The 20,689-nt window shown below is 59.6% G+C and carries 23 protein-coding genes; 13 read left to right on the top strand and 10 right to left on the bottom strand.

The genetic code is table 11. The features are described 5' to 3' along the window. The first annotated feature begins 148 nt into the window (after nucleotides 1–148). On the top strand, nucleotides 149–3,286 hold the full coding sequence (acrD, locus tag ACRAWE_RS01410) for a multidrug efflux RND transporter permease AcrD (protein ID WP_019453878.1): 3,138 nt from the start codon (nucleotides 149–151) through the stop codon (nucleotides 3,284–3,286). A gap of 125 nt (nucleotides 3,287–3,411) precedes the next feature. Here the strand turns inward: acrD and ypfM are convergent, their stop codons facing one another. Beyond that, nucleotides 3,412–3,471: a protein YpfM gene (gene ypfM / locus ACRAWE_RS01405; RefSeq protein WP_100396732.1), complete on the bottom strand. Its 60-nt coding sequence runs from the start codon at nucleotides 3,469–3,471 to the stop codon at nucleotides 3,412–3,414. A gap of 216 nt (nucleotides 3,472–3,687) precedes the next feature. Between ypfM and ACRAWE_RS01400 the strand changes: the two genes are divergently transcribed. Next, complete coding sequence (locus tag ACRAWE_RS01400; RefSeq protein WP_019453879.1) at nucleotides 3,688–4,167, top strand: tetratricopeptide repeat protein; 480 nt, start codon at nucleotides 3,688–3,690, stop codon at nucleotides 4,165–4,167. Between the two features lie 9 nt (nucleotides 4,168–4,176). Further along, entirely contained in the window at nucleotides 4,177–4,608 is a 432-nt protein-coding gene (locus ACRAWE_RS01395; RefSeq protein ID WP_198637021.1) for a GNAT family N-acetyltransferase, read from the top strand. 7 nt (nucleotides 4,609–4,615) lie between these two features. Here the strand turns inward: ACRAWE_RS01395 and ACRAWE_RS01390 are convergent, their stop codons facing one another. Further along, nucleotides 4,616–5,041 (bottom strand): GNAT family N-acetyltransferase, encoded by a 426-nt coding sequence (locus ACRAWE_RS01390; protein WP_063919852.1) that lies wholly within the window; start codon nucleotides 5,039–5,041, stop codon nucleotides 4,616–4,618. A 518-nt stretch (nucleotides 5,042–5,559) separates the two neighbouring features. Here ACRAWE_RS01390 and ACRAWE_RS01385 point away from each other — a divergent pair. The 5 genes from ACRAWE_RS01385 (at nucleotide 5,560) to ACRAWE_RS01365 (ending at nucleotide 8,722) form a co-directional block, all read left to right on the top strand. Further along, complete coding sequence (locus ACRAWE_RS01385; protein ID WP_019453882.1) at nucleotides 5,560–6,111, top strand: helix-turn-helix transcriptional regulator; 552 nt, start codon at nucleotides 5,560–5,562, stop codon at nucleotides 6,109–6,111. A gap of 241 nt (nucleotides 6,112–6,352) precedes the next feature. After that, nucleotides 6,353–6,739, top strand: coding sequence for an ArsC family reductase (locus tag ACRAWE_RS01380; RefSeq protein WP_025159572.1), 387 nt, complete (start codon nucleotides 6,353–6,355; stop codon nucleotides 6,737–6,739). After that, nucleotides 6,736–7,863 carry a succinyl-diaminopimelate desuccinylase gene (dapE, locus tag ACRAWE_RS01375; protein ID WP_063919853.1) on the top strand — a complete coding sequence of 376 codons (1,128 nt, stop codon included), beginning with the start codon at nucleotides 6,736–6,738 and terminating at the stop codon, nucleotides 7,861–7,863. The genes ACRAWE_RS01380 and dapE overlap by 4 nt, the downstream gene beginning before the upstream one ends. After that, nucleotides 7,860–8,534 carry a M15 family metallopeptidase gene (locus tag ACRAWE_RS01370; protein ID WP_154747552.1) on the top strand — a complete coding sequence of 225 codons (675 nt, stop codon included), beginning with the start codon at nucleotides 7,860–7,862 and terminating at the stop codon, nucleotides 8,532–8,534. Before dapE ends, ACRAWE_RS01370 begins: the two co-directional genes overlap by 4 nt. A 2-nt stretch (nucleotides 8,535–8,536) precedes the next feature. Beyond that, complete coding sequence (locus ACRAWE_RS01365; RefSeq protein ID WP_004941720.1) at nucleotides 8,537–8,722, top strand: YpfN family protein; 186 nt, start codon at nucleotides 8,537–8,539, stop codon at nucleotides 8,720–8,722. Nucleotides 8,723–8,752: 30 nt separating this feature from the next. Here the strand turns inward: ACRAWE_RS01365 and ypfH are convergent, their stop codons facing one another. The 6 genes from ypfH to dapA all read right to left on the bottom strand — a co-directional run bounded on the left by ypfH (nucleotide 8,753) and on the right by dapA (nucleotide 15,540). Beyond that, the gene (gene ypfH, locus ACRAWE_RS01360; RefSeq protein WP_432524510.1) at nucleotides 8,753–9,442 is read right to left on the bottom strand and encodes an esterase; all 690 of its coding nucleotides are present in this window, start codon (nucleotides 9,440–9,442) and stop codon (nucleotides 8,753–8,755) included. Between the two features lie 120 nt (nucleotides 9,443–9,562). Beyond that, nucleotides 9,563–11,575, bottom strand: coding sequence for a tRNA(Met) cytidine acetyltransferase TmcA (locus ACRAWE_RS01355; RefSeq protein WP_432524508.1), 2,013 nt, complete (start codon nucleotides 11,573–11,575; stop codon nucleotides 9,563–9,565). A gap of 54 nt (nucleotides 11,576–11,629) precedes the next feature. Then, a complete protein-coding gene (gene ypfJ, locus ACRAWE_RS01350; protein WP_043140420.1) occupies nucleotides 11,630–12,496 on the bottom strand; it encodes a KPN_02809 family neutral zinc metallopeptidase in 867 nt (288 codons plus the stop codon). 209 nt (nucleotides 12,497–12,705) lie between these two features. Further along, on the bottom strand, nucleotides 12,706–13,419 hold the full coding sequence (gene purC, locus ACRAWE_RS01345) for a phosphoribosylaminoimidazolesuccinocarboxamide synthase (protein WP_019453889.1): 714 nt from the start codon (nucleotides 13,417–13,419) through the stop codon (nucleotides 12,706–12,708). Nucleotides 13,420–13,589: 170 nt separating this feature from the next. Beyond that, on the bottom strand, nucleotides 13,590–14,642 hold the full coding sequence (gene bamC, locus ACRAWE_RS01340; RefSeq protein WP_019453890.1) for an outer membrane protein assembly factor BamC: 1,053 nt from the start codon (nucleotides 14,640–14,642) through the stop codon (nucleotides 13,590–13,592). A gap of 16 nt (nucleotides 14,643–14,658) precedes the next feature. After that, nucleotides 14,659–15,540 carry a 4-hydroxy-tetrahydrodipicolinate synthase gene (gene dapA, locus ACRAWE_RS01335; RefSeq protein ID WP_029988781.1) on the bottom strand — a complete coding sequence of 294 codons (882 nt, stop codon included), beginning with the start codon at nucleotides 15,538–15,540 and terminating at the stop codon, nucleotides 14,659–14,661. Nucleotides 15,541–15,650: 110 nt separating this feature from the next. Here dapA and ACRAWE_RS01330 point away from each other — a divergent pair, with 110 nt between their 5' ends. Continuing rightward, nucleotides 15,651–16,256 carry a glycine cleavage system transcriptional repressor gene (locus tag ACRAWE_RS01330; RefSeq protein ID WP_369795937.1) on the top strand — a complete coding sequence of 202 codons (606 nt, stop codon included), beginning with the start codon at nucleotides 15,651–15,653 and terminating at the stop codon, nucleotides 16,254–16,256. Nucleotides 16,257–16,258: 2 nt separating this feature from the next. Continuing rightward, entirely contained in the window at nucleotides 16,259–16,723 is a 465-nt protein-coding gene (gene bcp, locus ACRAWE_RS01325; protein ID WP_019453893.1) for a thioredoxin-dependent thiol peroxidase, read from the top strand. A gap of 43 nt (nucleotides 16,724–16,766) precedes the next feature. Here the strand turns inward: bcp and ACRAWE_RS01320 are convergent, their stop codons facing one another. Then, nucleotides 16,767–17,843 (bottom strand): AI-2E family transporter, encoded by a 1,077-nt coding sequence (locus ACRAWE_RS01320; protein ID WP_019453894.1) that lies wholly within the window; start codon nucleotides 17,841–17,843, stop codon nucleotides 16,767–16,769. An 806-nt stretch (nucleotides 17,844–18,649) separates the two neighbouring features. Between ACRAWE_RS01320 and ACRAWE_RS01315 the strand changes: the two genes are divergently transcribed. From ACRAWE_RS01315 to ACRAWE_RS01305, 3 genes are all read left to right on the top strand, one after another. After that, nucleotides 18,650–18,898 carry a hypothetical protein gene (locus ACRAWE_RS01315; protein WP_232807618.1) on the top strand — a complete coding sequence of 83 codons (249 nt, stop codon included), beginning with the start codon at nucleotides 18,650–18,652 and terminating at the stop codon, nucleotides 18,896–18,898. Nucleotides 18,899–18,928: 30 nt separating this feature from the next. Further along, a complete protein-coding gene (locus ACRAWE_RS01310; protein WP_019453897.1) occupies nucleotides 18,929–19,381 on the top strand; it encodes a GNAT family N-acetyltransferase in 453 nt (150 codons plus the stop codon). Between the two features lie 113 nt (nucleotides 19,382–19,494). Continuing rightward, nucleotides 19,495–19,923, top strand: coding sequence for a TOBE domain-containing protein (locus ACRAWE_RS01305; protein WP_063919858.1), 429 nt, complete (start codon nucleotides 19,495–19,497; stop codon nucleotides 19,921–19,923). A gap of 36 nt (nucleotides 19,924–19,959) precedes the next feature. Here ACRAWE_RS01305 and ACRAWE_RS01300 read toward each other — a convergent pair whose 3' ends face one another. Beyond that, nucleotides 19,960–20,577 carry a LysE family translocator gene (locus ACRAWE_RS01300; RefSeq protein ID WP_154747548.1) on the bottom strand — a complete coding sequence of 206 codons (618 nt, stop codon included), beginning with the start codon at nucleotides 20,575–20,577 and terminating at the stop codon, nucleotides 19,960–19,962. Nucleotides 20,578–20,689 lie beyond the last annotated feature (112 nt).

Here is a 20,689-nt window from a genome sequence, read left to right as displayed (position 1 = left end):
GTTATTTACACTATCTCCTTTTTTTCTCCACGCTTTACTCGGCTATCCCGAGTAAAGTGCAATAGCGCCGGAATCCTTCCCTGCCGCTGAAATGTATAATTCTGATGCGTTTTAAAGATAGAACAAGTCATAACGAGGTTCGCGCTGCATGGCCAATTTTTTTATTGATCGCCCGATTTTCGCCTGGGTACTGGCAATTATTCTTTGCCTGACCGGGGCGTTGGCGATTTTTTCTCTGCCGGTGGAACAATACCCGAATTTAGCGCCGCCGAACGTGCGCATCAGCGCAACTTACCCAGGCGCTTCGGCGCAAACGCTGGAAAACACCGTCACGCAGATCATTGAACAGAATATGACCGGGCTCGACAACATGATGTACATGTCGTCGCAGAGCACCAATACCGGTCAGGCGACCGTCACGCTGACCTTCGAAGCCGGCACCGATCCCAACGAAGCGATGCAGCAGGTGCAAAACCAGCTGCAGGCGGCGATTAAACGCCTGCCGCAGGCGGTGCAGAATCAGGGGGTTACGGTCTCCAAATCCGGCGATACCACGCTGATGATGGTGGCGTTCGTCTCCACCGACAACAGCATGGACAAGCAGGACATCGCCGATTACATCGTCTCCAACCTGCAGGATCCGCTCAGCCGCATCAACGGCGTCGGCAGCATGGACGTGTACGGTTCGCAATACGCCATGCGCATCTGGCTCGATCCCAACAAGCTCAACAGCTACCAGCTCACCACCCAGGACGTCGTCAAAGCCATTCAGTCGCAGAACGCCCAGGTGGCGGTCGGCCAGCTGGGCGGCACGCCGTCGGTCGATAAACAGGCGCTGAACGCCACCATCAACGCCCAGTCGCAGCTCCAGACGCCGGAGCAGTTCCGCCAGATCACTCTGCGCGTCAACCAGGACGGGTCGCTGGTGACGCTGGGCAACGTCGCCACCGTCGAGCTGGGCGGCGAGAACTACAACTACCTGAGCCGCTACAACGGCATGCAGGCCGCAGGCATGAACATCAAGCTGGCCTCCGGCGCCAACGAACTGCAGACCGACCAACTGGTGAAGGACAAGATCGCCGAGCTGTCGCAATACTTCCCGCACGGGCTGGAGGCCAAAGTGGCCTATGAAACCACCCCGTTCGTCAAAGCCTCGATCAAGGACGTGGTGAAAACGCTGCTGGAAGCCATCCTGCTGGTGTTCCTGGTGATGTATCTGTTCCTGCAGAACTTCCGCGCCACGCTGATCCCCACCATCGCCGTGCCGGTGGTGCTGATGGGTACCTTCGCCATCCTTTCCGCCTGCGGCTTCAGCATCAACACCCTCACCATGTTCGCCATGGTGTTGGCGATCGGCCTGCTGGTGGACGACGCCATCGTGGTGGTGGAGAACGTCGAACGCGTGATGAGCGAGGAAGGCCTGCCGCCGCGTGAAGCCACGCGTAAATCCATGGGGCAGATCCAGAGCGCGCTGGTCGGCATCGCGCTGGTGCTGTCGGCGGTGTTCGTGCCGATGGCGTTCTTCGGCGGCACCACCGGCGCCATCTATCGCCAGTTCTCCATCACTATCGTTTCCGCCATGGTGCTGTCGGTGCTGGTGGCGATGATCCTGACGCCGGCCCTGTGCGCCACGCTGCTAAAACCGATCGCCAAGGGCCATCACCACGGCAAGCGCGGCTTCTTCGGCTGGTTCAACCGCATGTTCAACCGCAACGCCGAACGCTATGAGCGCGGCGTGGGGCGGATCCTGCACGCCAGCGGCCGCTATATGGTGATTTATCTGCTGCTGCTCGGCGGCATGGCGCTGCTGTTCATCAAGCTGCCGACCTCATTCCTGCCGCAGGAAGACCGCGGCATCTTCACCGTGCAGGTGCAGCTGCCGGCGGGATCGACCCTGCAGCAAACCTCCAAAGTGGTGGAAAAGGTCGAGCAGTATTTCCTCACCGAAGAGAAACAGGACGTGCTGTCAGTATTCGCCATCATCGGCTCCGGGCCCGGCGGCAACGGCCAAAACGTGGCGCGCCTGTTCGTGCGGCTGAAAGACTGGGATCTGCGCACCTCGGGCGCCAACAGCTCGTTCGACATCATCGACCGCGCCACGCTGGCATTCAACAAGATTAACGAAGCCCGGGTGATCGCCAGCAGCCCGCCGGCTATCACCGGCCTCGGCAACTCCTCCGGCTTCGATATGGAGTTGGAAGACCACGCCGGCCTCGGCCACGCCAAGCTGATGGCGGCGCGCGATCAGCTGCTGCAGCTGGCGGCGCAAAACCCGCTGCTGTCGCGCGTGCGCCACAACGGCCTGGACGACAGCCCGCAGCTGCAAATCGATATCGATCAGCGCAAGGCCCAGGCGCTGGGCGTATCGATCGACGACATCAACAACACCCTCTCCACCGCCTGGGGCTCGACCTACGTCAACGACTTCGTCGATCGCGGCCGGGTGAAAAAAGTCTATGTGCAGGCTGCGGCGCCGTTCCGCATGCTGCCGGATGACATCAACAAATGGTATGTGCGCAACAGCGCGGGCGGCATGGTGCCGTTCTCGGCCTTCGCCACCTCACACTGGGAGTACGGTTCGCCGCGGCTGGAGCGTTATAACGGCAGCTCGGCGCTGGAGATTGTCGGCGAGGCGGCCAACGGCGTCAGCACCGGCACCGCCATGGCGGAAATGGAGAAACTGGTCAGCCAACTGCCGACCGGCTTTGGTCTGGAATGGACAGCAATGTCCTATCAGGAACGGCTGTCCGGCTCGCAGGCGCCGGCGTTGTATGCCATCTCGCTGCTGGTGGTGTTCCTGTGCCTGGCGGCGCTGTACGAGAGCTGGTCGATACCGTTCTCGGTGATGCTGGTGGTGCCGCTGGGGGTGATCGGCGCAGTCGCCGCCACCTGGTTGCGAGGGCTGGAGAACGACGTCTATTTCCAGGTCGGCCTGTTGACCATCATTGGGCTGTCGGCGAAAAACGCCATTCTGATCGTCGAGTTCGCCAATGAGCTGAACCATAAAGGGCAGGATCTGATGTCGGCAACGCTCGACGCGTCACGCATGCGTCTGCGGCCGATCCTGATGACCTCACTGGCGTTCATCTTCGGCGTGCTGCCGATGGCCACCAGCAGCGGCGCCGGTTCCGGCAGCCAGCATGCGGTCGGCACCGGGGTGATGGGCGGCATGATCTCCGCCACCCTGCTGGCGATTTTCTTCGTGCCACTGTTCTTTGTGCTGGTGCGGCGCCGATTCCCGGGTAAAGCGCATCCGGCCACCACGACAACAGCCGCCGGCGAGTGATCGGCGGCGCATAAAAAAAGCAGCGTCGGGTTACCGATGCTGCTTTTTTCGAACGATAATCTCGTTCCCAAGGTGTTTCAGTGACTTTCCAATGACTCAACCTTGCCATCTGCTTCAACGCTGTGTCAGTTGCCCAACATCTCATCAATGAAGTCTTTCCAGTTTCCTAATTCACGATCAACCATAATACTTTACAACCTCAATTATTTGACGAAGCGGATTCTACGCCTGTTTTTTGACCATGTGAAGGGAAACGGGAACGATGCCGGGCCCGAAAACCGGGGTTAGCGCACATTTTCGTATTTATCTGATCAATGTGCAGTGCAGCTATTCCCTTGTGATATCAATTTCTCCACGATAGCGTGTAAAAGGTATAAAAATACGCCAATGGAGCCCAGTTCATGTCCACTTCTTTGTCTCTCTTAGAGTTAAAAACGCAGGGGCGCTATCAGGAAGCCACTGCGCTGGCATTACGGCAACTGGCGGAGGAGCCGGAAGCGGCAACGCTGCACTTTCAGTTGGCCTGCCTGTATGACGTGCAGGGCCTGGAGCAACAGGCCATCCCCCACTACCTCGCGGCGCTGGCTCGCGATTTGCCGTCCGCCCAGCGCCGTGAAGCCTGGCTGGGTCTCGGCAGCACTTACCGCGCTCTGGGTGAATATCCGGCTTCGCTGCGCGCTTTCGACGACGGCCTGAGCGAGTTCCCGCAGGCCAAAGAGCTGATGCTGTTTCGCGCCATGACCCGGTACAACCTGGGGGACGGTAAACAGGCCGTGGCCGATCTGTTGCTGCTGCTGGCGGAAACCTCGTCAGATGCCGACATCCGCAGTTATCAACGCGCCATTCGGCACTATGCCGCCGATCTCAGTCTTATTGGTTAGAGGAAAGCGATGGAAATCATCACGGATATGAGCCGCCGCGCCGTCGACTGGCAACGGCTGTGTGAATTGCTGGAGGCTGCCGGGCTGGGCAAACGCGATCCTCATACGCTGCAACGCGTTTACCAGCACAGTCAGTTTTGCTATTGGGGATTTATCGGCGATGAGCTGATAGCCACTGCGCATGCCATCAGCGATCTGACATCGGTCGCCTATCTGGCCGACGTGGCGATCGATCCGCGCTTTCAGGGGCAGGGGTTGGGGCGCCGGTTGATGGATCGGGTGATGCAAGATCTGGCGCCGCTCGGCAAGATATTCATCTATTCGGTGCCGGAAAAACTGGCTTTCTATAAGAAGTACGGCTTTCACGATTTAACCACCGGCATGGTGTATGCGGACGGCGCCTCCCTGCAGCGTCTGCAACAGGGGGGCTACGTGCGTTAAGCGCGCATCACAGCGTTTTGGTCATAAACACCCGGCTGGTACCCGGCGGCAGGCATGGCACCTCCCCCATTCGCCGCCAGCCATGCCGTTGATAAAAGCCCGGCGCCTGAAAACTGATGGTGTACAACACGGCGGAAAGGCAACCCCGACGGCGCCCTTCCTGCTCGAAACGGCGCAACAGTTCGCTGCCCACCCCCGCGCCGCGCAGCGCCTCCGGCAGATAAAAGAGCTCAAGAAACAGCAAGCCCAGCGAGGATCGTCCGGTAATCCCGCCCAGGACTTCACCGCTGTCGGGATCTTTTATCACCACCGCCAGCGGCTGGCGATCGCCGTAGCCGATATATTCATCGTTAAAACGGTCCAATCCGTCCGCAATACAGGACGTTATTTCCGATGTTACCCGATCGGAAATTTCGATATGGTATTCTTTCACGCCAACTCTCCGTATCAATCAACTGCGTTTGCGTTCCGATCGCAGCTTAAAACATCGCATTCTCTTTGTTTAGATTTATCTTCGCGTCAATTTTGGCGACATTACCTTATCTCCATAGCCAACGATTAAAATAAAGCCGCTATCGTCGGTAAAAACAAGAAACTTCTTAGTTATTAACCCATTAAGGCAGTGATTGCCACCCTTGACGATCGATAAAAACGATCGAATAAAAAATAATGATAGCCAATCCCTATGTTAATTCCTTTTAATCCTCGGGGTATTAATAGAGGATTTCTATTCTGTTGAGCGTTTCCCGAGCAGAGTATTGATTAAAAATAAAATTTACTCTTTATAAATCATGGTAGTATATGAGGCTTACCTTGCTTGCCGCGTCCGAGGAGGCGTCTCTGCCTGCGGCGCCAGATCAATTCAATATGAAATTATTTATATTATTTGTTTTTTTATGTTTTAAGATATCAATCCTCACCGGGAAATAGAAAGTAAAGGATTATAATAAAATGGAAATTGATATTTTCAGCGAGTGTACCTATACCGCCATCGGCATCCGGCAGCTTATCACCCAAACCTGGGGAGAAAAACGTGCGCCTGCCGGCTTTAACCGCAAAAAGGTCTGCTTTATCGATGTCACCCTCGACAATTTTGAAGCGCGCTACCGCGACGAATATGCCAACCCTAACACCTATAAAATAGTCATTATCACCGACTGTCCGCATGAAATGGTTATTGTCGACAGAAAGACCATTATATTATCAAACCTTATATCATTGAGCCGCTTCAGCCACCTGATCGGCGACTTATATAAGCGTTACAGCCACTATACCGAGCCGCCGCAACTCTCTCAGCGCGAGTCGCTGTTCCTCTCGGAATGGTCGACGGGAAAATCGCTGAGCGACATCAGCCATGCCATGAATATCCAAAGTAAAACCGCCAATCATTACAAATCGCGAATCATGAAAAAACTCGGCGCCAGCCGAATAAAACCGCTGTTGCATATTACCCGCGTACGGTGTTTAACCGATCGTTTAAACATAAGAATAAATAAAGAGTAGCCTTCTCTCCCTCAGCTCCGTCCATACGACTGGGCCTTTCGCCGGCGCCTTTCACTAGCGCCGTCGGCGAAGGCAGCCATGTAACTGCGTCGCCGGCCTCATCAATCGCACTACGGGCGCATCGTTGCTGGATCTCGTCGCTGCTTTACTGGCATTATCTCTGCTATCGCCGGGCGGCGAGAGGGCCAAAGATCGCGCCCGCCGCTCAGTATCGACTCGACGAGACAGGTAGCTTTACGCCATGGCAAATAAACCGCAACAGACAACGCTGACGATGTACGGCATCAAAAACTGCGACACCATCAAAAAAGCCCGCCGCTGGCTGGAAGATCAGGGCGTGGCCTATCATTTTCACGACTACCGCGCCGACGGCCTGGATGAACAACGGCTACGCGGCTTCGTCGCACAACTGGGCTGGGAGCCGCTGCTCAATACTCGCGGCACCACCTGGCGCAAGCTGGATGAAGCGCAGCGCAACGCCTGCGATAACGCCGATGCCGCCATCGCGCTGATGCTGGCGCAGCCGGCTATCATCAAACGCCCGCTGCTGGACGCCGGCGACGGGCGCGCCCTGCTCGGCTTCAACGCCGACGCTTATCAGCAATTTATTGCCGAGGTTGCCGTATGACTTGCCCGGTTATCGAACTGGCCCAGCAGTTGATCAAACGCCCTTCTCTCAGCCCGAATGATGAAGGCTGCCAGCAGCTGATGATTGAACGTCTACAGGCGATCGGCTTCACCGTCGAGGCGATGGACTTCGAAGACACCCAAAACTTCTGGGCATGGCGCGGCGAAGGACAAACCCTGGCGTTCGCCGGGCACACCGACGTGGTGCCGACCGGCGATGAAAAACGCTGGGATAACCCGCCGTTTGAACCGACGATCCGCGACGGCATGCTGTATGGCCGTGGCGCAGCGGACATGAAAGGGTCATTGGCCGCGATGGTAGTGGCGGCGGAACGCTTTGTCGCCGCTAATCCGCATCATCAGGGCCGCCTGGCTTTTCTGATCACCTCAGATGAAGAGGCCAGCGCCACCCACGGCACGGTTAAAGTGGTTGAAACGCTGATGGCGCGCAACGAGCGATTGGATTACTGCCTGGTCGGTGAGCCGTCCAGCACCGAGCGCGTCGGCGACGTGGTGAAGAACGGCCGTCGCGGTTCGATCACCGCCAACCTGCATATCCACGGCGTACAGGGGCACGTTGCCTATCCGCATCTGGCGGACAACCCGGTGCACCGCGCCATGCCGGCGCTGAATGAACTGGTGGCGATCGAATGGGATCGCGGCAACGAGTTCTTCCCGCCGACCAGCATGCAGATCGCCAACGTGCAGGCCGGCACCGGCAGCAACAACGTGATCCCGGGCGATCTTTATGTGCAGTTCAACTTCCGTTTCAGCACCGAACTCACCGATGCGATGATCAAACAGCGCGTGGAAGAGCTGCTGGAACGCCATCAGCTGAATTACAGCATCGAATGGCGCCTGTCCGGCCAACCCTTCCTCACCTCGCGCGGCGCGCTGGTGGATGCGGTGGTCAACGCCGTCGAGCACTATTCAGAATTGACGCCGCAGCTGCTGACCACCGGCGGCACCTCCGATGGCCGCTTCATCGCGCAAATGGGCGCGCAGGTGGTGGAGCTGGGGCCGGTCAACGCCACCATCCACAAGGTCAACGAATGCGTCAACGCCGCGGATCTGCAGCTGCTGAGCCGCATGTATCAACGCATCATGGAGCAATTGGTCGCATGATCACCGCAGAGATGCTCACTGGCCGCTCGACCGAACATCTGACGCCGCTGAGCGGCAACCATCGGCTGCAGCCGCAGGCGGCCAGCGCCTTCCTGGCGATGCAACAGGCGGCGCGCGCGGCGGGATTCGATCTCCAGCCCGCCAGCACCTTCCGCGATTTCGATCGGCAACTGGCTATCTGGAATGGCAAATTCTGCGGCCAGCGGCCAGTATTAGATAAGGACAGCCGGCCGATCGACGTCGCGCCGCTGTCCGCCGCCGAGCGCTGTGAGGCAATCCTGCGCTGGTCGGCCCTGCCGGGCGCCAGCCGCCACCACTGGGGCAGCGATCTGGACGTGTACGACCCGTCGCTGCTGCCGGAAGGGCAAAAGCTGCAGCTGGAGCCGTGGGAATATGAGGAAGGCGGTTATTTTGCGCCGCTCAACCAATGGCTGACGGCGCATATGGCCGAGTTCGGTTTCTACCGCCCCTTTACCGAAGACTGCGGCGGCGTGGCGGTGGAGCCGTGGCATCTGAGCTACCGGCCGCTGGCGCAAGAGGCCGAACATTTGCTGACCCCGGCGCTGTTGCTGGCGGCCTGGCAAGACAAGGAGGTCGCCGGTGCCGAATGGCTCGAACGCCATCTGCCATCGATTTTTTCGCGTTTCATACGCAGTGAAGGAAAGGAGTAGCTATGCAATGGTTAGCTGATTACTGGTGGATTATCCTGCTGGTTCTGGTGGGGATGGTCGTCAGCGGCATCAAGGAACTGCGCCGCGTTGACGTCAAAAGCTATCTGGCCAACAAGCCGGAGATACCGCCGCACCGCGACAACAACGCCCAGTGGGATGACGAAGACGACTGGCCGAAAAAGAAATGACAACAGGGCGCTCATCGGCGCCCTGAGTTTTTAACGGAAGGCGATCAGCTCGCCGCGCTTGCCGGACAACGCCTCGTCCCAGTAGCGCTGCGGCACATAGTAATGCAGCCTTTCCAACGCGGCGTTCATCATGTCCTGATTGATCGCATGCCCGACGTTCTCTTCCACGTCCAGCGTGAAATCCACGCCGTTGGCCCGTAACGCATCTGCCGCCGCGTGAGCGTGTTGCACCGCGATCACCGCATCCTCCTCGCCGTGGATCAAATGCACCACGCTGTCGCCGAAAGCCTGCTCAGGCAGCCGGGCGAAACGCCCGCTGAACGCCACCACGCGCCCGGCCAGCCGGGTTTCGGCTTTCAACGCCTCCAGCGCCATGATCGCCCCCTGCGAGAACCCTACCAGAGCAGTAGCGGCATAGCCCACGCCGCTCAGCTGCTGCCAATGGCGCACCACGGCCACAAACTGCGGCATCACTTCAGCGATGCGCGCCGCTCGGTTCTCTTCGGTCACATCCTGCACCGAAAACCACTGGCGCCCGGCGCCGTTGCCGAAAGCGTCGGGGCCACCGATGCTCACCACCTGTGCCTGGGGAAAATCTTTGGCGAAATAGCGGCCGATCTCCCCCATCGCCACCGGGTTGTCGCCGACACCGTGAAACAGCAAGATCAGCTGCGCCGCCGGGGTTGCCGGGCTTTGGACAACGAAATGCTCATGTTTCATCGATGACTCCTTAATAGTATTCAAATCTGGCGCAGCGACAGTCGTCGCCGCACCGCTGACAGCTACTATACGCCGCTGAGAAATCGGGAAAATCGGGTTTTATTGAGCGAGTTCTTCAATTTATTGCAACGACTGCGACCAGTCGCGCCAGTAGCGGCAGTGCTGCGCATTCAGCTGCTCCAGCGCCTGCGCCGTTTCGTGTCGCCAGTGGCGCAGCAAGGCTTTCTGGCCGTTGACGCCCGCCTGCTCCGCGCAGGCCGCCGGAGATTGCCGCCGTTGCAGGTGGCCGCGCAGCGCAGGCAGCGGCAGGTTGCTGGCCAACAGCAAGCGCTGCAACGCCCCCAGGCTGGCTTCGAGCGGCCGATGGGCGAAGGCGAAACCGGCCAGTTCGCGCCAGTCCTCTTCGCCGAGCGACGTGTCGCCGTCATCGCCCGGGATCGCCAGCACGAGTTCGACACGCTGCCGCAGCCAGGGCCAGTCGCGCGCCAGGTGCTTGTGCGCCGCATGTCGCAACGCCTCCCCTTGTTCGCTCAAAGGCAAGATGGCCATCGCGGTATAGCAGCCGCTGCTGGCCTCCGGCTTGCTGCCGATGCGCACCAGCTCGAACCCGCAGGATTGCCAAAAGCGCCATAGCGGCTCGGTATAGCCGAAGCTGACCGACAGGAAATCCAGCCCCTGCGCCTGGCGGCGTTGCCGCTCGACCAGCTGACGCGCAATGCCCTGTCGCCGCAACGCCGGCAGCGTCGCGATGCGGGTAATGCGCCGTGAGCGCAGCGTCGGCGCCCACCATTGTCCGCCATGGGCCGCCAACGACTGCGCCACCAGATTGCCGCGCGGCCGGCGCCGGCCGGCCCACACCTCGTGCGCCAACTCGGCGCTCAATCCGCCTTCGTCCACCAGCCACACGGCGCCGACCACCTCCAGCCCGGCCTGCGCCAGCCCGAAATGCATGCCGGGCGCGTCCATCAGCCGGCGCAAATCCAGAGGCGAGGTGCGGTAATGCGCGCTGCTCAGCAACGCGTAGAAGCGCGCCAGCCGCTGCGGCTCGGCGCACAGCTCAGGCTGTTCCGCCTGGCTGTAATGGATCGTCTGGCCATCCGCCGGCCAGACGGGCAGTTCGTTGAACAACAGCGCATTGTCCGTTACCCGCTCCAGCGCATCTCCCAGCGCCCAGCGCATCGGCTGTTGCAGGCTAAGCGGCTGGTAGGACGGCAGCCCGGCGCAAAATTTCAGTAAAAAACCACGACCGGTGCCTTCATAGCCCTGCACCGTGGTGGTTAACAGCACGCGCGGGAAATAGCCGATCAGCTGCTGCAACAGCGGCGCGGGGATCGCCGCCGCCTCATCCACCAGCAGCCACCCCACGGCGCTGACGTCCCCCTCCCGGCACTGCGCCAGCAAAGCATCGGGAGCCCAAAACTGCGCGCGCCCCTGCGCCCATTCCCCAGCCACCTGCGTAGCGGCGCGGCTCGGCCCGGTGATCCAGCAGATCAACGGCGACTGCGCCACCAGCATGCCGGCCAGCGTCGATTTGCCGCGGCCGCGGGCGGCGGTCAACACCCATACGCCGGATTCGGCCTGCAGCAGCGTCGTCAGTATCGCCCGTTGTTCGTCGGTCGGTTGGCCATCCGGCGGCCGCCAGTCCGCGCGCGCCGGCAGCGCGGCCAGCGCCAGAGGCGCATCCTGCCGCCAGACAGTCACTTCGCTGTCGTCAGCCAGATGGTGCTGCAGATGGTGAATGAAATGCGGAGTGGTGATCGGCTGCGGGCAATCGCTCCAGCGCAGGCTGTCGCCGTCCGGCTGCTGCGGCCATTGCCGCCATGGCGGCGTCAGCAGCAGCAGCCAGCTGCCGGCGCGCAGCGCGCCGCACAGCGCCGCCAACGCTTCCACGTCCAGCGACTGGCCGGCGTCGAACACCGCGTGCAGCCGCTCTTGCCCCAGCAATTGGCGCACCGCGCCGCTCGCCAAAGCCGCCTGACCGGGCGGCGGGTTTTCCCCCACCCACGGCCAGTCGCCCGGCAGCGTCACCGCCAGCCGCTGCGCCTGTTCGCGGCACCAGTCGGGCTCACCGCTGAGCACCAGCAGGCGCCGGATGCCCTGCCGCCGCATGAGTTGTTGCGCTGCCTGTAACATAAGGCTATCTCAATCCGAAAAAAATGCCGGAGTCAGGCTCCGGCACTTGAGGCGTTAACGGGATGCGAAGGTGTTGCAGGTATTGGGATCGCCGCTGTCGAAACCCTGTTTAAACCAGGTGTAGCGCTGCTGCGAGGTGCCGTGGGTGAAGCTGTCCGGCACCACACGCCCCTGGCTCTGCTGCTGCAGGCGATCGTCGCCAATCGCCTGCGCGGCGTTCAGCGCCGCCTGCAGGTCGCCCTCTTCCAGCATCTGCTGCTTCTCGGCGTATTTGCCCCACACGCCGGCAAAACAGTCCGCCTGCAGTTCCATTTTCACCGACAGGCGGTTTACTTCCGCCTGGCTGGCGCCCTGCTGCATCTGGCGCACCTTCGGCTCGATGCCCAACAGGTTCTGCACGTGGTGGCCGACTTCGTGCGCCACCACATAGGCCTGGGCGAAATCACCGCCGGCGCCCAGCTTGGTCTTCATATCCTGATAGAAAGACAGATCGATATACACCGTTCTGTCGCCCGGGCAGTAGAACGGCCCCATCGCCGCCTGACCGGTGCCGCAGCTGGTGCGCGTCACGCCGCGGTACATCACCAGCTTCGGCGGTTGATAGGTTTTGCCCATGCGCTGGAAAATCTCTTTCCAGTTATCCTCGGTCGAGGCCAGCACCACCGAGGTGAACTTGGCCAGCTCATCATCTTTCGGGCTGATGTTGGCGCTCTGCTGTTGACCCTGCGGTGCGACGTTACCGCCGTTCAATAGCGGTGACAGATCGATACCGTAATAGCCGGCCACCAGCACCACCACCAGAATGACAATTCCGCCCTTGCCGCGCGGCACGCGAAAGCCGCCGCCACCGCCGCCCAAACCTGAAGATTGCCCGCGACGATCCTCAACATTGTCACTTTCCCGACGCCCTTGCCAACGCATAAATATACTCCAGATATTTCCACTGCTCGTTGAAGTTGCGCCGCGATCGTAAGCGCAAAGGCAGCTTCAAGCCTGAGTGGGATAGGTTTTAGTCATCTCGCATCCATCATTATAAATGGTCTGCCGCGGAGGAAATGTAGAAATTTTCTGGAAAAACGCAGAATAGCGGGGCGATCCGGCCGGATCGCCCCGAATGGCGGTGCCAACGCTTAGTCGAGCTTCACGCCGATGCGGCGCGCCACTTCTTCGTAGGCCTCGATCAGGCCGCCCAGGCTTTGACGGAAGCGGTCTTTGTCCATCTTGTCCAGGGTGTTTTTGTCCCACAGGCGGCTGCCGTCCGGCGAGAATTCATCGCCCAGCACCACTTCGCCATTGAACAGGCCGAATTCCAGCTTGAAGTCGACCAGGATCAGGCCGGCGTCGTCGAACAGCTGGGTCAATACCTCGTTGGCGCGGTAGCTCAGCTCACGCATGCGCGCCAGGTGCTCTTTGCTCACCCAGCCGAAGGTTTCGCAGTAGGATTCGTTGACCATCGGATCGTGCATGGCGTCGTTTTTCAGGAACAGATCGAACAGCGGCGGGTTCAGCACCAGGCCTTCTTCGATGCCCAGACGCTTCACCAGCGAACCGGCGGCGCGGTTGCGGATCACGCATTCCACCGGCACCATGTCCAGTTTCTTCACCAGCACTTCGTTGTCGGACAGCAGACGCTCCATCTGGGTCGGGATGCCGGCTTCTTCCAGTTTGCTCATGATGAAATGGTTGAACTTGTTGTTCACCATGCCTTTGCGATCGAACTGCTCAATGCGCTGACCATCCAGTGCTGACGTATCGTTGCGGAACTCCAACACCAACAGATCGGGATTCTCGGTGGTGTAAACGGTTTTTGCCTTTCCGCGATACAGCTCAGCTAGCTTTTGCATCTTACTTACTCCAGTGATGTATCCCCGTTGTCTCCCGAGCGCGGCCCGAAATTAGGGGGTATAGAATTGACCTAATGAATTCTTTGGCGTGCCGGACACTATTGTGCCAAACCTGCGACGCAAACGATACCGTATAGACAAAACAAAAAGGGGCCGAGGCCCCTTTTTGATTATTTAACGCTGGTTTTACTGAAGGCAGACTGGAATGCCGCCACCAGTGCGTCGTTTTTCGACTGGGTGAGCGGTTTGCCTTTCGGATCGATAAATTGCAGGCTGGTGCGGTTGTTGAGATCGCCGACCTGCAGTTTGTAATCGCCTTCCGCCAGTTCAGGATCCTTGACGCCCAACGCATCCCAATCGCTGCTGCTCAGGGACTTGTAGGTCACGGCGACGGTGCCCTGCGGACGGCTGCGGTCACCCACTTTCATCCCCAGTTTTTCGAGCGCCGCCGGCAGGCGATCCCACACTACGGTGTACGGGCCGCGCACCACCAGCATCGGCAGGCCGGTGTCATCGGCGCCGCTCTGCACATCCAACGCGCCGAAACGGCTGGCCGTCTGGCTGCTCGCCAGGTTGTCCTGCTTGTCCAGGCCTTCGATCAGGGTGTTGATCATCATGCCGTTGTAGCGCTGGATCTCAGACTGATCGGTCACCTGCTCGGTCTTGCCCTGCTGCTGCAGGCCAACGCTTTTCACCACCAGCGCCTGCTGGTAGCCCTGTTGCTGCACGCTGATCTGATAACGGCCTTCGTACTGGTTGTCTTCGTCCAGACGGTTCCACTTCACCCAGTCGGTGGTCAGGGTCTGACCGGCGTCCTGGCGGGAAGCGATCGCGATGTTCTTCGCCTGCAGCAGGCTGACCACGCGCGACCACAGGTTCTGGTTCTGCGGGCTGTTTTCCAGCAGCAGCGTGCCGCTGTCGCCGGCGTACTGCGCGCGCGAACCGCTCAGCAGCGCCAACGGCTGCACCGGCGGACGAATGTCCAGTTGCTTGCCGACGTTGCCTTGCAGCGTCGTGGCGGGAACGTCATAGTTGCCGCTCTGCACCGGCAGGATCATGCCGGACGGCGCGTTCAGCGCCTTGAGCGGAGCCGCGTCGAGGTAAGCCTCGTCGCCGCTGACCTGGCGCTTGTAGCGCTGATCGCTGCTGCAGGCCGCCAGCATCATCACCAAAGAGATGCCCACTACTTTTGCTACCGTCGACTTTTGCAATGAATAAGCCATCAAATTTCCCTTAGAGTTACAGCAAACCGACGCTTTTCAGCGCGCGCTCCACCACCGGGCGGGCGGCTTCGCTCAACGGCGTCATCGGCAGACGCAGCGTATCGGTTGCCATCAATCCCAACGCCTTACAGGCCCACTTCACCGGAATTGGGTTTGCTTCTACAAATAGATCCTGATGCAACGGCATCAAGCGCTGATTTAAGCGGCGCGCTTCGGCAAATTTGCCCTGCGCCGCCAGCGCGCAAAGTTGCGCCATCTCGCGCGCGGCCACGTTGGCCGTCACGGAAATCACCCCTTTGCCGCCCAGTTGCATGAAGTCCAGCCCGCTGGCGTCGTCGCCGCTCAGCAAAATGAAGTCTTCATCGTCAACCAGCACTTGGATCTGACTAACGCGACTTAAGTTCCCCGTCGCTTCTTTTACAGCAACAATATTCTTGATTTTCGCCAGCCGAGCGATGGTCGGCGGCAGCATGTCGCAGCCGGTGCGCGAAGGCACGTTGTACAGGATCTGCGGCAGCTCGGTGCTCTCGGCGATCGCCTTGAAGTGCTGATACAGCCCTTCCTGCGTCGGCTTATTGTAGTACGGCGTCACCGTCAGACAGCCCACCACGCCGGTGTTGGCGAAGCGGGTGGTGAGCGCGATGGCTTCGGCGGTGGCGTTGGCGCCGGTGCCGGCGATCACCGGAATGCGGCCGTCGGCCAGCTCCAGCGTCTGCAGCACCACGTCAACGTGCTCGTCATGGGCAAGCGTTGCGGACTCGCCGGTGGTCCCTACGGAAACGATCGCCGCGGTGCCACTGGCTACATGATAATCGATCAATTTTTTTAGGCTCGCGCGATCGACAGCACCTTTGTCGTCCATCGGCGTAACCAGTGCAACAATACTTCCCGTAAACATTGGCCGTCCCCTCCACAAACAAGTCACTCATGGTACTTTTGCTGCCTATCCAAAAGCAAGCGCACAACCGCGTTGTAAGCGCTTGGCAGGCGGTTTTTTTTATGTTTACCATGGTAACCCCATTAAGCACGACAGGAAGCGCCATTTTGCCTCAGTCAGACGAACACTATCTCGTGATTACCGCGCTCGGCGCCGACCGCCCCGGAATCGTCAATACCATCACCCGCCACGTCAGCAGTTGCGGATGCAATATCGAAGATAGCCGTCTGGCCATGCTGGGAGAGGAGTTCACGTTCATCATGCTGCTGTCCGGCAGCTGGAACGCCATCACCCTGATCGAATCCACCCTGCCGCAAAAAGGCGCGGAGCTGGAGCTGCTGATCGTGATGAAACGCACAAACTCGCACGAAAGGCCGCCGATGCCGGCCACGGTGTGGGTACAGGTTGAAGTGAAGGACTCGCCGCACATCATCGAACGTTTTACCGATCTGTTCGACTCCAGCCAGATGAACATCGCCGAGCTGGTATCGCGCACGCAGCCGGCGGACGGCGACCTGCCGCCGCAGCTGTATATCCAAATCACCGCCCACAGCTCCGGCGATCGGGACGCCTCAAATATTGAGCAAGCCTTCCATCGCCTATGTACAGAATTGAACGCGCAAGGCAGTATTAGCGTGGTGAACTATCCACAGCATGATGAAAAAGATGGAGAGTAGTGATGAGCCCATTGAAAGCCGGTGACACAGCGCCGAAATTTAGTTTGCCTGACCAGGACGGTGAGGAAATTAATTTGGCCGACTTCCAGGGACAGCGAGTATTGGTCTATTTCTATCCGAAGGCGATGACGCCGGGCTGCACCGTGCAAGCCTGCGGCCTGCGGGACAACATGGAAGAATTGAAAAAGGTCGGCGTCGAAGTGCTGGGCATCAGCACCGACAAGCCGGAAAAACTGTCGCGCTTCGCCGAAAAGGAGCTGCTCAACTTCACGCTGTTGTCTGATGAAGATCATCAGGTGTCGCAACAGTTTGGCGTGTGGGGCGAGAAAACCTTCATGGGCAAGACCTACGACGGCATTCACCGCATCAGCTTCCTGATCGACGGTAACGGCAAGATTGAAAAAGTGTTTGATGACTTCAAAACCACCAATCACCACGACATCGTGCTGAGCTACCTGCAGCAGTAATCCTCACGAAGCGCAGCGCCTGCTGCGCTTCGTCTCTCCCCGGTCAGTCGGCCTTGTCTTCCAGTTCCACCCGCAGTTCATCCGGCCAGGCGTGGATCACCGCCTTCACCAGCGTCGCCAGCGGTATGGCGAAAAACACCCCCCAGAAGCCCCACATGCCGCCGAACACGATCACCGACAGGATAATCACCAGCGGATGCAGGTTGACCGCCTCGGAGAACAAAATCGGCACCAGCAGGTTGCCGTCCAGTCCCTGCACCACCAGATAGGCGACGATCAGCGTCCAGAAATCGGCGCCGACGCCCCACTGGAACAGCGCCACCACCACCACCGGTATGGTGACCAGCACCGCGCCGATGTAGGGGATCAACACCGAGAAGCCCACCAGCACCGCCAACAGCAGCGAGTAGCGCATGTCCAGCACGGCGAACACCAGGTAGGTCGCCACGCCGACAATCACCATCTCCAGCACCTTGCCGCGGATGTAGTTGGTGATCTGTTGATTCATCTCGTTCCAAACCTGGCCGGCCAGACCGCGATTGCGCGGCAGCACGCGGCGCACCGCGTTCAGCAGTTGCTCTTTGTCCTTCAACAGGAAGAACATCATCATCGGCACCAGGATCAGATAGATAGCCAGCGTCAGCAGGCCGACCAGCGATGCCAGCGAGAATTTCACCACCGATTCGCCCATGCCGGACAACCGGCTGCGCAAGTTTTCCGCCATCATGTCGATGATGCCGGCATCCACCAACGCCGGATAACGCTTCGGCAGCGTCGCGGCGAAGTTATAGAACTGATTGAGCATGCCCGGCAGATCGCTCATCAGATTGATGCCCTGCTGCCAGGCGGTCGGCGCGACGACGAACACCAGCAGCATGGCGACGCCCGCGAACACCAGCAGCATGATGCTCGCCGCCCAGGTGCGCGAACAGCCGATGCGCTGCAGGCGCGCGGTCGGCCATTCCAGCAGATAGGCCAGTACGATGGCGACCAGCAGCGGGGTCAGAATGCCGTGCAGAAAATAAAGAATGAGGAAGCCGGCGACCAGAATCACCAGCAGCGCGATAGCCTGCGGATCGGTGAAACGGCGGCGGTACCACTGTAATAACATCTCCAGCATCAGAGCGGGCTCCTCGAGATTTGACGGGCGGGCATGACGATTCCTGTGACGGGCCTGGTTAAAGCATAGATAGAACGGGCGCACGCGGGGTGCAAAGCACTCAGAGTACCCAAAGTTCGCCATACATCAACAGCGATTTGGCTGATTTTATCGCGCGGGCAGGCGATCGGCGCAAAAATCCGCAGACGCCGGTGAACGGCCCCGGGAGGGGCCGCTGAAGATTACAGCGAGGTACTGATGGAGAGAGGCGAACCGACCGCCAATGCGAACAACAACACACAGCCGATCGCGATTGCCGCCGCCAGATCATTTTTCATTGTCCCGTCCCTTGATGCTTAAAGTGATTATCGCCACGAACTCTGTCGGTTCTTACGTTGATAGCCTTTTTCGATGCACGCCGTTAAAAACCCCCGCCAGGGCGGGGGAGAAAACGTTCTGGTGCATCAAGTATTACAAGGAGGTCATGAGGGATTGCTAACCCTAAATGACTATTTCAAGCTAGGATTATTCCCAGAACATGGCAAGCGATCGCGTCGAGGTTATCCGCACTTTGAGATAAACCTCATAAAAAAATCCCGCACGGCAGCGGGATGAAGGGATGATAACGTCATGAATTTCTTGTACGAACAATGAGGCGGTATTGTCGTCATTTGGCGACAATACCGCGCCGTCACGGTGCTCACAAGGGAAATTTGACCGCCGGCAGGAAATCAGAATTTCGCCAATGCACGCGATCGTGAACCATTCGGCATCAGCGAAAAGAAATGAGATTTTCGTCAGACAGTCGCCGGAAAAAAACCGGTAGCATGGCCAACATAATCCCAGATGCGGTTGGGGGAGAGATGAACAACAAGCCGTTTGAATTTGATGAAGCGATCTGCCTGGCGATTGGGCGTGGCGTCTGTGAGGTCGTGAAGATAGGGGATGAAATCAGCGTCTTCTCCCTATTGGAAGCTATCGAAGGTTTCATCGAGCGGCAGGCGCTCAGCGAAAGCGAGGTCGCGGCGGCGGACGACGCGCTGGATCTGATCACCGGTTTGGTCCACCGCCAATAGTGATTCATTAACAAACAGAGAAGGAATACCATGGCAATACCTTCCCCACTGGTCTGGCAGCGTGCAGACTATCTCGTCAGTACCGATCCCGCCCTGCTGGATCTCGACGCCATTCATGCATTTCTGACCCGTTCGTCCTGGGCGGAAGGGATCGACAAAGAGACCGTCCGCCAGTCCCTCGCCCACAGCCTGTGCTTCGGTTTGTATCACGACGCCAGGCAGATCGGCTTCGCCCGGCTGGTCACCGATTACGCCACCTTCGGCTATCTGTGCGACGTGTACGTGCTGGAGACGCATCAAAAAAGCGGGTTGGGCCTGTGGCTAACGGAATGCTGCCAGGCCCATCCGCTGATGGCGACACTGCGACGAGTCATGCTGGTCACCAGCACCGCTCCCTGGCTCTACGAAAAAGTGGGCTACACCGCCATCAACAACCCCGATTTTGTCTGGCAGATCGCCCGGCCGGACATCTATCGACGTTAAATTTTCAGTCAAGTCACCCCGCTCCCCCTCTTTCCCCGCGCCATTGAAAGCACAGTGGTCAAGGGGCATGCCGGGCGACAAATTTTACCTTTCGCCCCTTTCAAGGAGAATCTATGCCCGTTTCAGCCCGTAACCAATTAGCCGGTACCGTGTCTTCCGTCGCCAAAGGCGCCGTCAACGACGAAGTGGAGATCACCCTGCCGGGCGGTGAGAAACTGGTGGCCATCGTGACGGTGCAAAGCCAACAGTCGCTGGGATTAACCGTCGGCAAAGAGGCCGTCGCACTGATTAAAGCGCCCTGGGTGATCCTGGCGACGGAGGATTGCGGCTTGCGTTTTTCCGCTCGCAACCAGTTTGCCGGGGAAGTCATTGCGGTTGAGCACGGCGCGGTCAACGGCACCGTCCACCTCAAAACGGACGCCGGCTTTGTGCTGACGTCGGTGATCACCAATGAAAGCCTGCAGGAAATGGCGCTGAAGAACGGCTCGCGCGCCATCGCGCTGATCAAGGCCTCATCGGTGCTGCTCGCGGTCAGAGACTGATAGCGCCAGGCCCGCGCAAGCGGGCTGTTCAAACCGCTATTTCAGCGCCTGCTCGGCCAGCAGCCCGAGGGCGATGAGGATCATCGCCGCGCCGGAAATGCGCCCCACCACCTTCGCGGCCTGCGGACGCGTGCGCAGCACCGACTGTGAACCAAACCCCACCAACAGATACACCAGGCCGCAGCTGATCAAATGCACGACGCCCAACGCCAGCATCTGCATCGGCACCGACCATGCGGCCCGGGCGTCGGTAAACTGCGGCAGCAGCGCCAGAAACAGCAGAAACACCTTGGGGTTCAGACCGCTGACGCACACGCCCTTGCCGGCCCAGCGCAGCCAGGAGTCGGAACGCTGATCCTCGCCGGCGCCCGGCACCGGCGGGTGCAGCAGCATGTTGAAGCCGATCCACAGCAGGTAAGCCGCCCCCAGCAAGGTGAGCGCCGTCAGCGCCAGCGGGTTGCCGACCAGCAGCGCGCCGACGCCCGCCACCACGATCGCAATCATCAGCAGGTGGCCGAACAGCAAGCCGGCGACGGCGGGTACCACCACGCGGCCGCGAATGCCCGCCGAGATCACATAAGCCCAATCCATACCCGGCGTGATCACCAACAGAATCGACACCGCCCAAAACGCGGCGAACAACGCGAGCGTCATGCCGGCACCCTCTCAAACGCGCCGCGCCACACCGAACAAAGAACCATTGCGCTTTCCTCGTGGAAGAAGAGCGGCCTCCGCCTGCCGCGGTGGCCGTCAAAACCGTTCAACA

The sequence above is a fragment of the Serratia sp. BFP-2025 genome (genome assembly GCF_050880365.1).
GTDB classification, from domain to species: domain Bacteria; phylum Pseudomonadota; class Gammaproteobacteria; order Enterobacterales; family Enterobacteriaceae; genus Serratia; species Serratia surfactantfaciens.
The sequence above is the reverse complement of the archived record's forward strand: the minus strand, read 5'-3'. Positions and strand labels throughout refer to the sequence as shown.

Coding starts and splice junctions, on each gene's coding strand:
- acrD (WP_019453878.1), top strand. CDS start 149: ATGGCCAATTTTTTTATTGATCGCCCGATTTTCGCCTGGGTACTGGCA.
- ACRAWE_RS01400 (WP_019453879.1), top strand. CDS start 3,688: ATGTCCACTTCTTTGTCTCTCTTAGAGTTAAAAACGCAGGGGCGCTAT.
- ACRAWE_RS01395 (WP_198637021.1), top strand. CDS start 4,177: ATGGAAATCATCACGGATATGAGCCGCCGCGCCGTCGACTGGCAACGG.
- ACRAWE_RS01385 (WP_019453882.1), top strand. CDS start 5,560: ATGGAAATTGATATTTTCAGCGAGTGTACCTATACCGCCATCGGCATC.
- ACRAWE_RS01380 (WP_025159572.1), top strand. CDS start 6,353: ATGGCAAATAAACCGCAACAGACAACGCTGACGATGTACGGCATCAAA.
- dapE (WP_063919853.1), top strand. CDS start 6,736: ATGACTTGCCCGGTTATCGAACTGGCCCAGCAGTTGATCAAACGCCCT.
- ACRAWE_RS01370 (WP_154747552.1), top strand. CDS start 7,860: ATGATCACCGCAGAGATGCTCACTGGCCGCTCGACCGAACATCTGACG.
- ACRAWE_RS01365 (WP_004941720.1), top strand. CDS start 8,537: ATGCAATGGTTAGCTGATTACTGGTGGATTATCCTGCTGGTTCTGGTG.
- ypfH (WP_432524510.1), bottom strand. CDS start 9,442: ATGAAACATGAGCATTTCGTTGTCCAAAGCCCGGCAACCCCGGCGGCG.
- ACRAWE_RS01355 (WP_432524508.1), bottom strand. CDS start 11,575: ATGTTACAGGCAGCGCAACAACTCATGCGGCGGCAGGGCATCCGGCGC.
- ypfJ (WP_043140420.1), bottom strand. CDS start 12,496: ATGCGTTGGCAAGGGCGTCGGGAAAGTGACAATGTTGAGGATCGTCGC.
- purC (WP_019453889.1), bottom strand. CDS start 13,419: ATGCAAAAGCTAGCTGAGCTGTATCGCGGAAAGGCAAAAACCGTTTAC.
- bamC (WP_019453890.1), bottom strand. CDS start 14,642: ATGGCTTATTCATTGCAAAAGTCGACGGTAGCAAAAGTAGTGGGCATC.
- dapA (WP_029988781.1), bottom strand. CDS start 15,540: ATGTTTACGGGAAGTATTGTTGCACTGGTTACGCCGATGGACGACAAA.
- ACRAWE_RS01330 (WP_369795937.1), top strand. CDS start 15,651: ATGGTAACCCCATTAAGCACGACAGGAAGCGCCATTTTGCCTCAGTCA.
- bcp (WP_019453893.1), top strand. CDS start 16,259: ATGAGCCCATTGAAAGCCGGTGACACAGCGCCGAAATTTAGTTTGCCT.
- ACRAWE_RS01320 (WP_019453894.1), bottom strand. CDS start 17,843: ATGCTGGAGATGTTATTACAGTGGTACCGCCGCCGTTTCACCGATCCG.
- ACRAWE_RS01315 (WP_232807618.1), top strand. CDS start 18,650: ATGGCCAACATAATCCCAGATGCGGTTGGGGGAGAGATGAACAACAAG.
- ACRAWE_RS01310 (WP_019453897.1), top strand. CDS start 18,929: ATGGCAATACCTTCCCCACTGGTCTGGCAGCGTGCAGACTATCTCGTC.
- ACRAWE_RS01305 (WP_063919858.1), top strand. CDS start 19,495: ATGCCCGTTTCAGCCCGTAACCAATTAGCCGGTACCGTGTCTTCCGTC.
- ACRAWE_RS01300 (WP_154747548.1), bottom strand. CDS start 20,577: ATGACGCTCGCGTTGTTCGCCGCGTTTTGGGCGGTGTCGATTCTGTTG.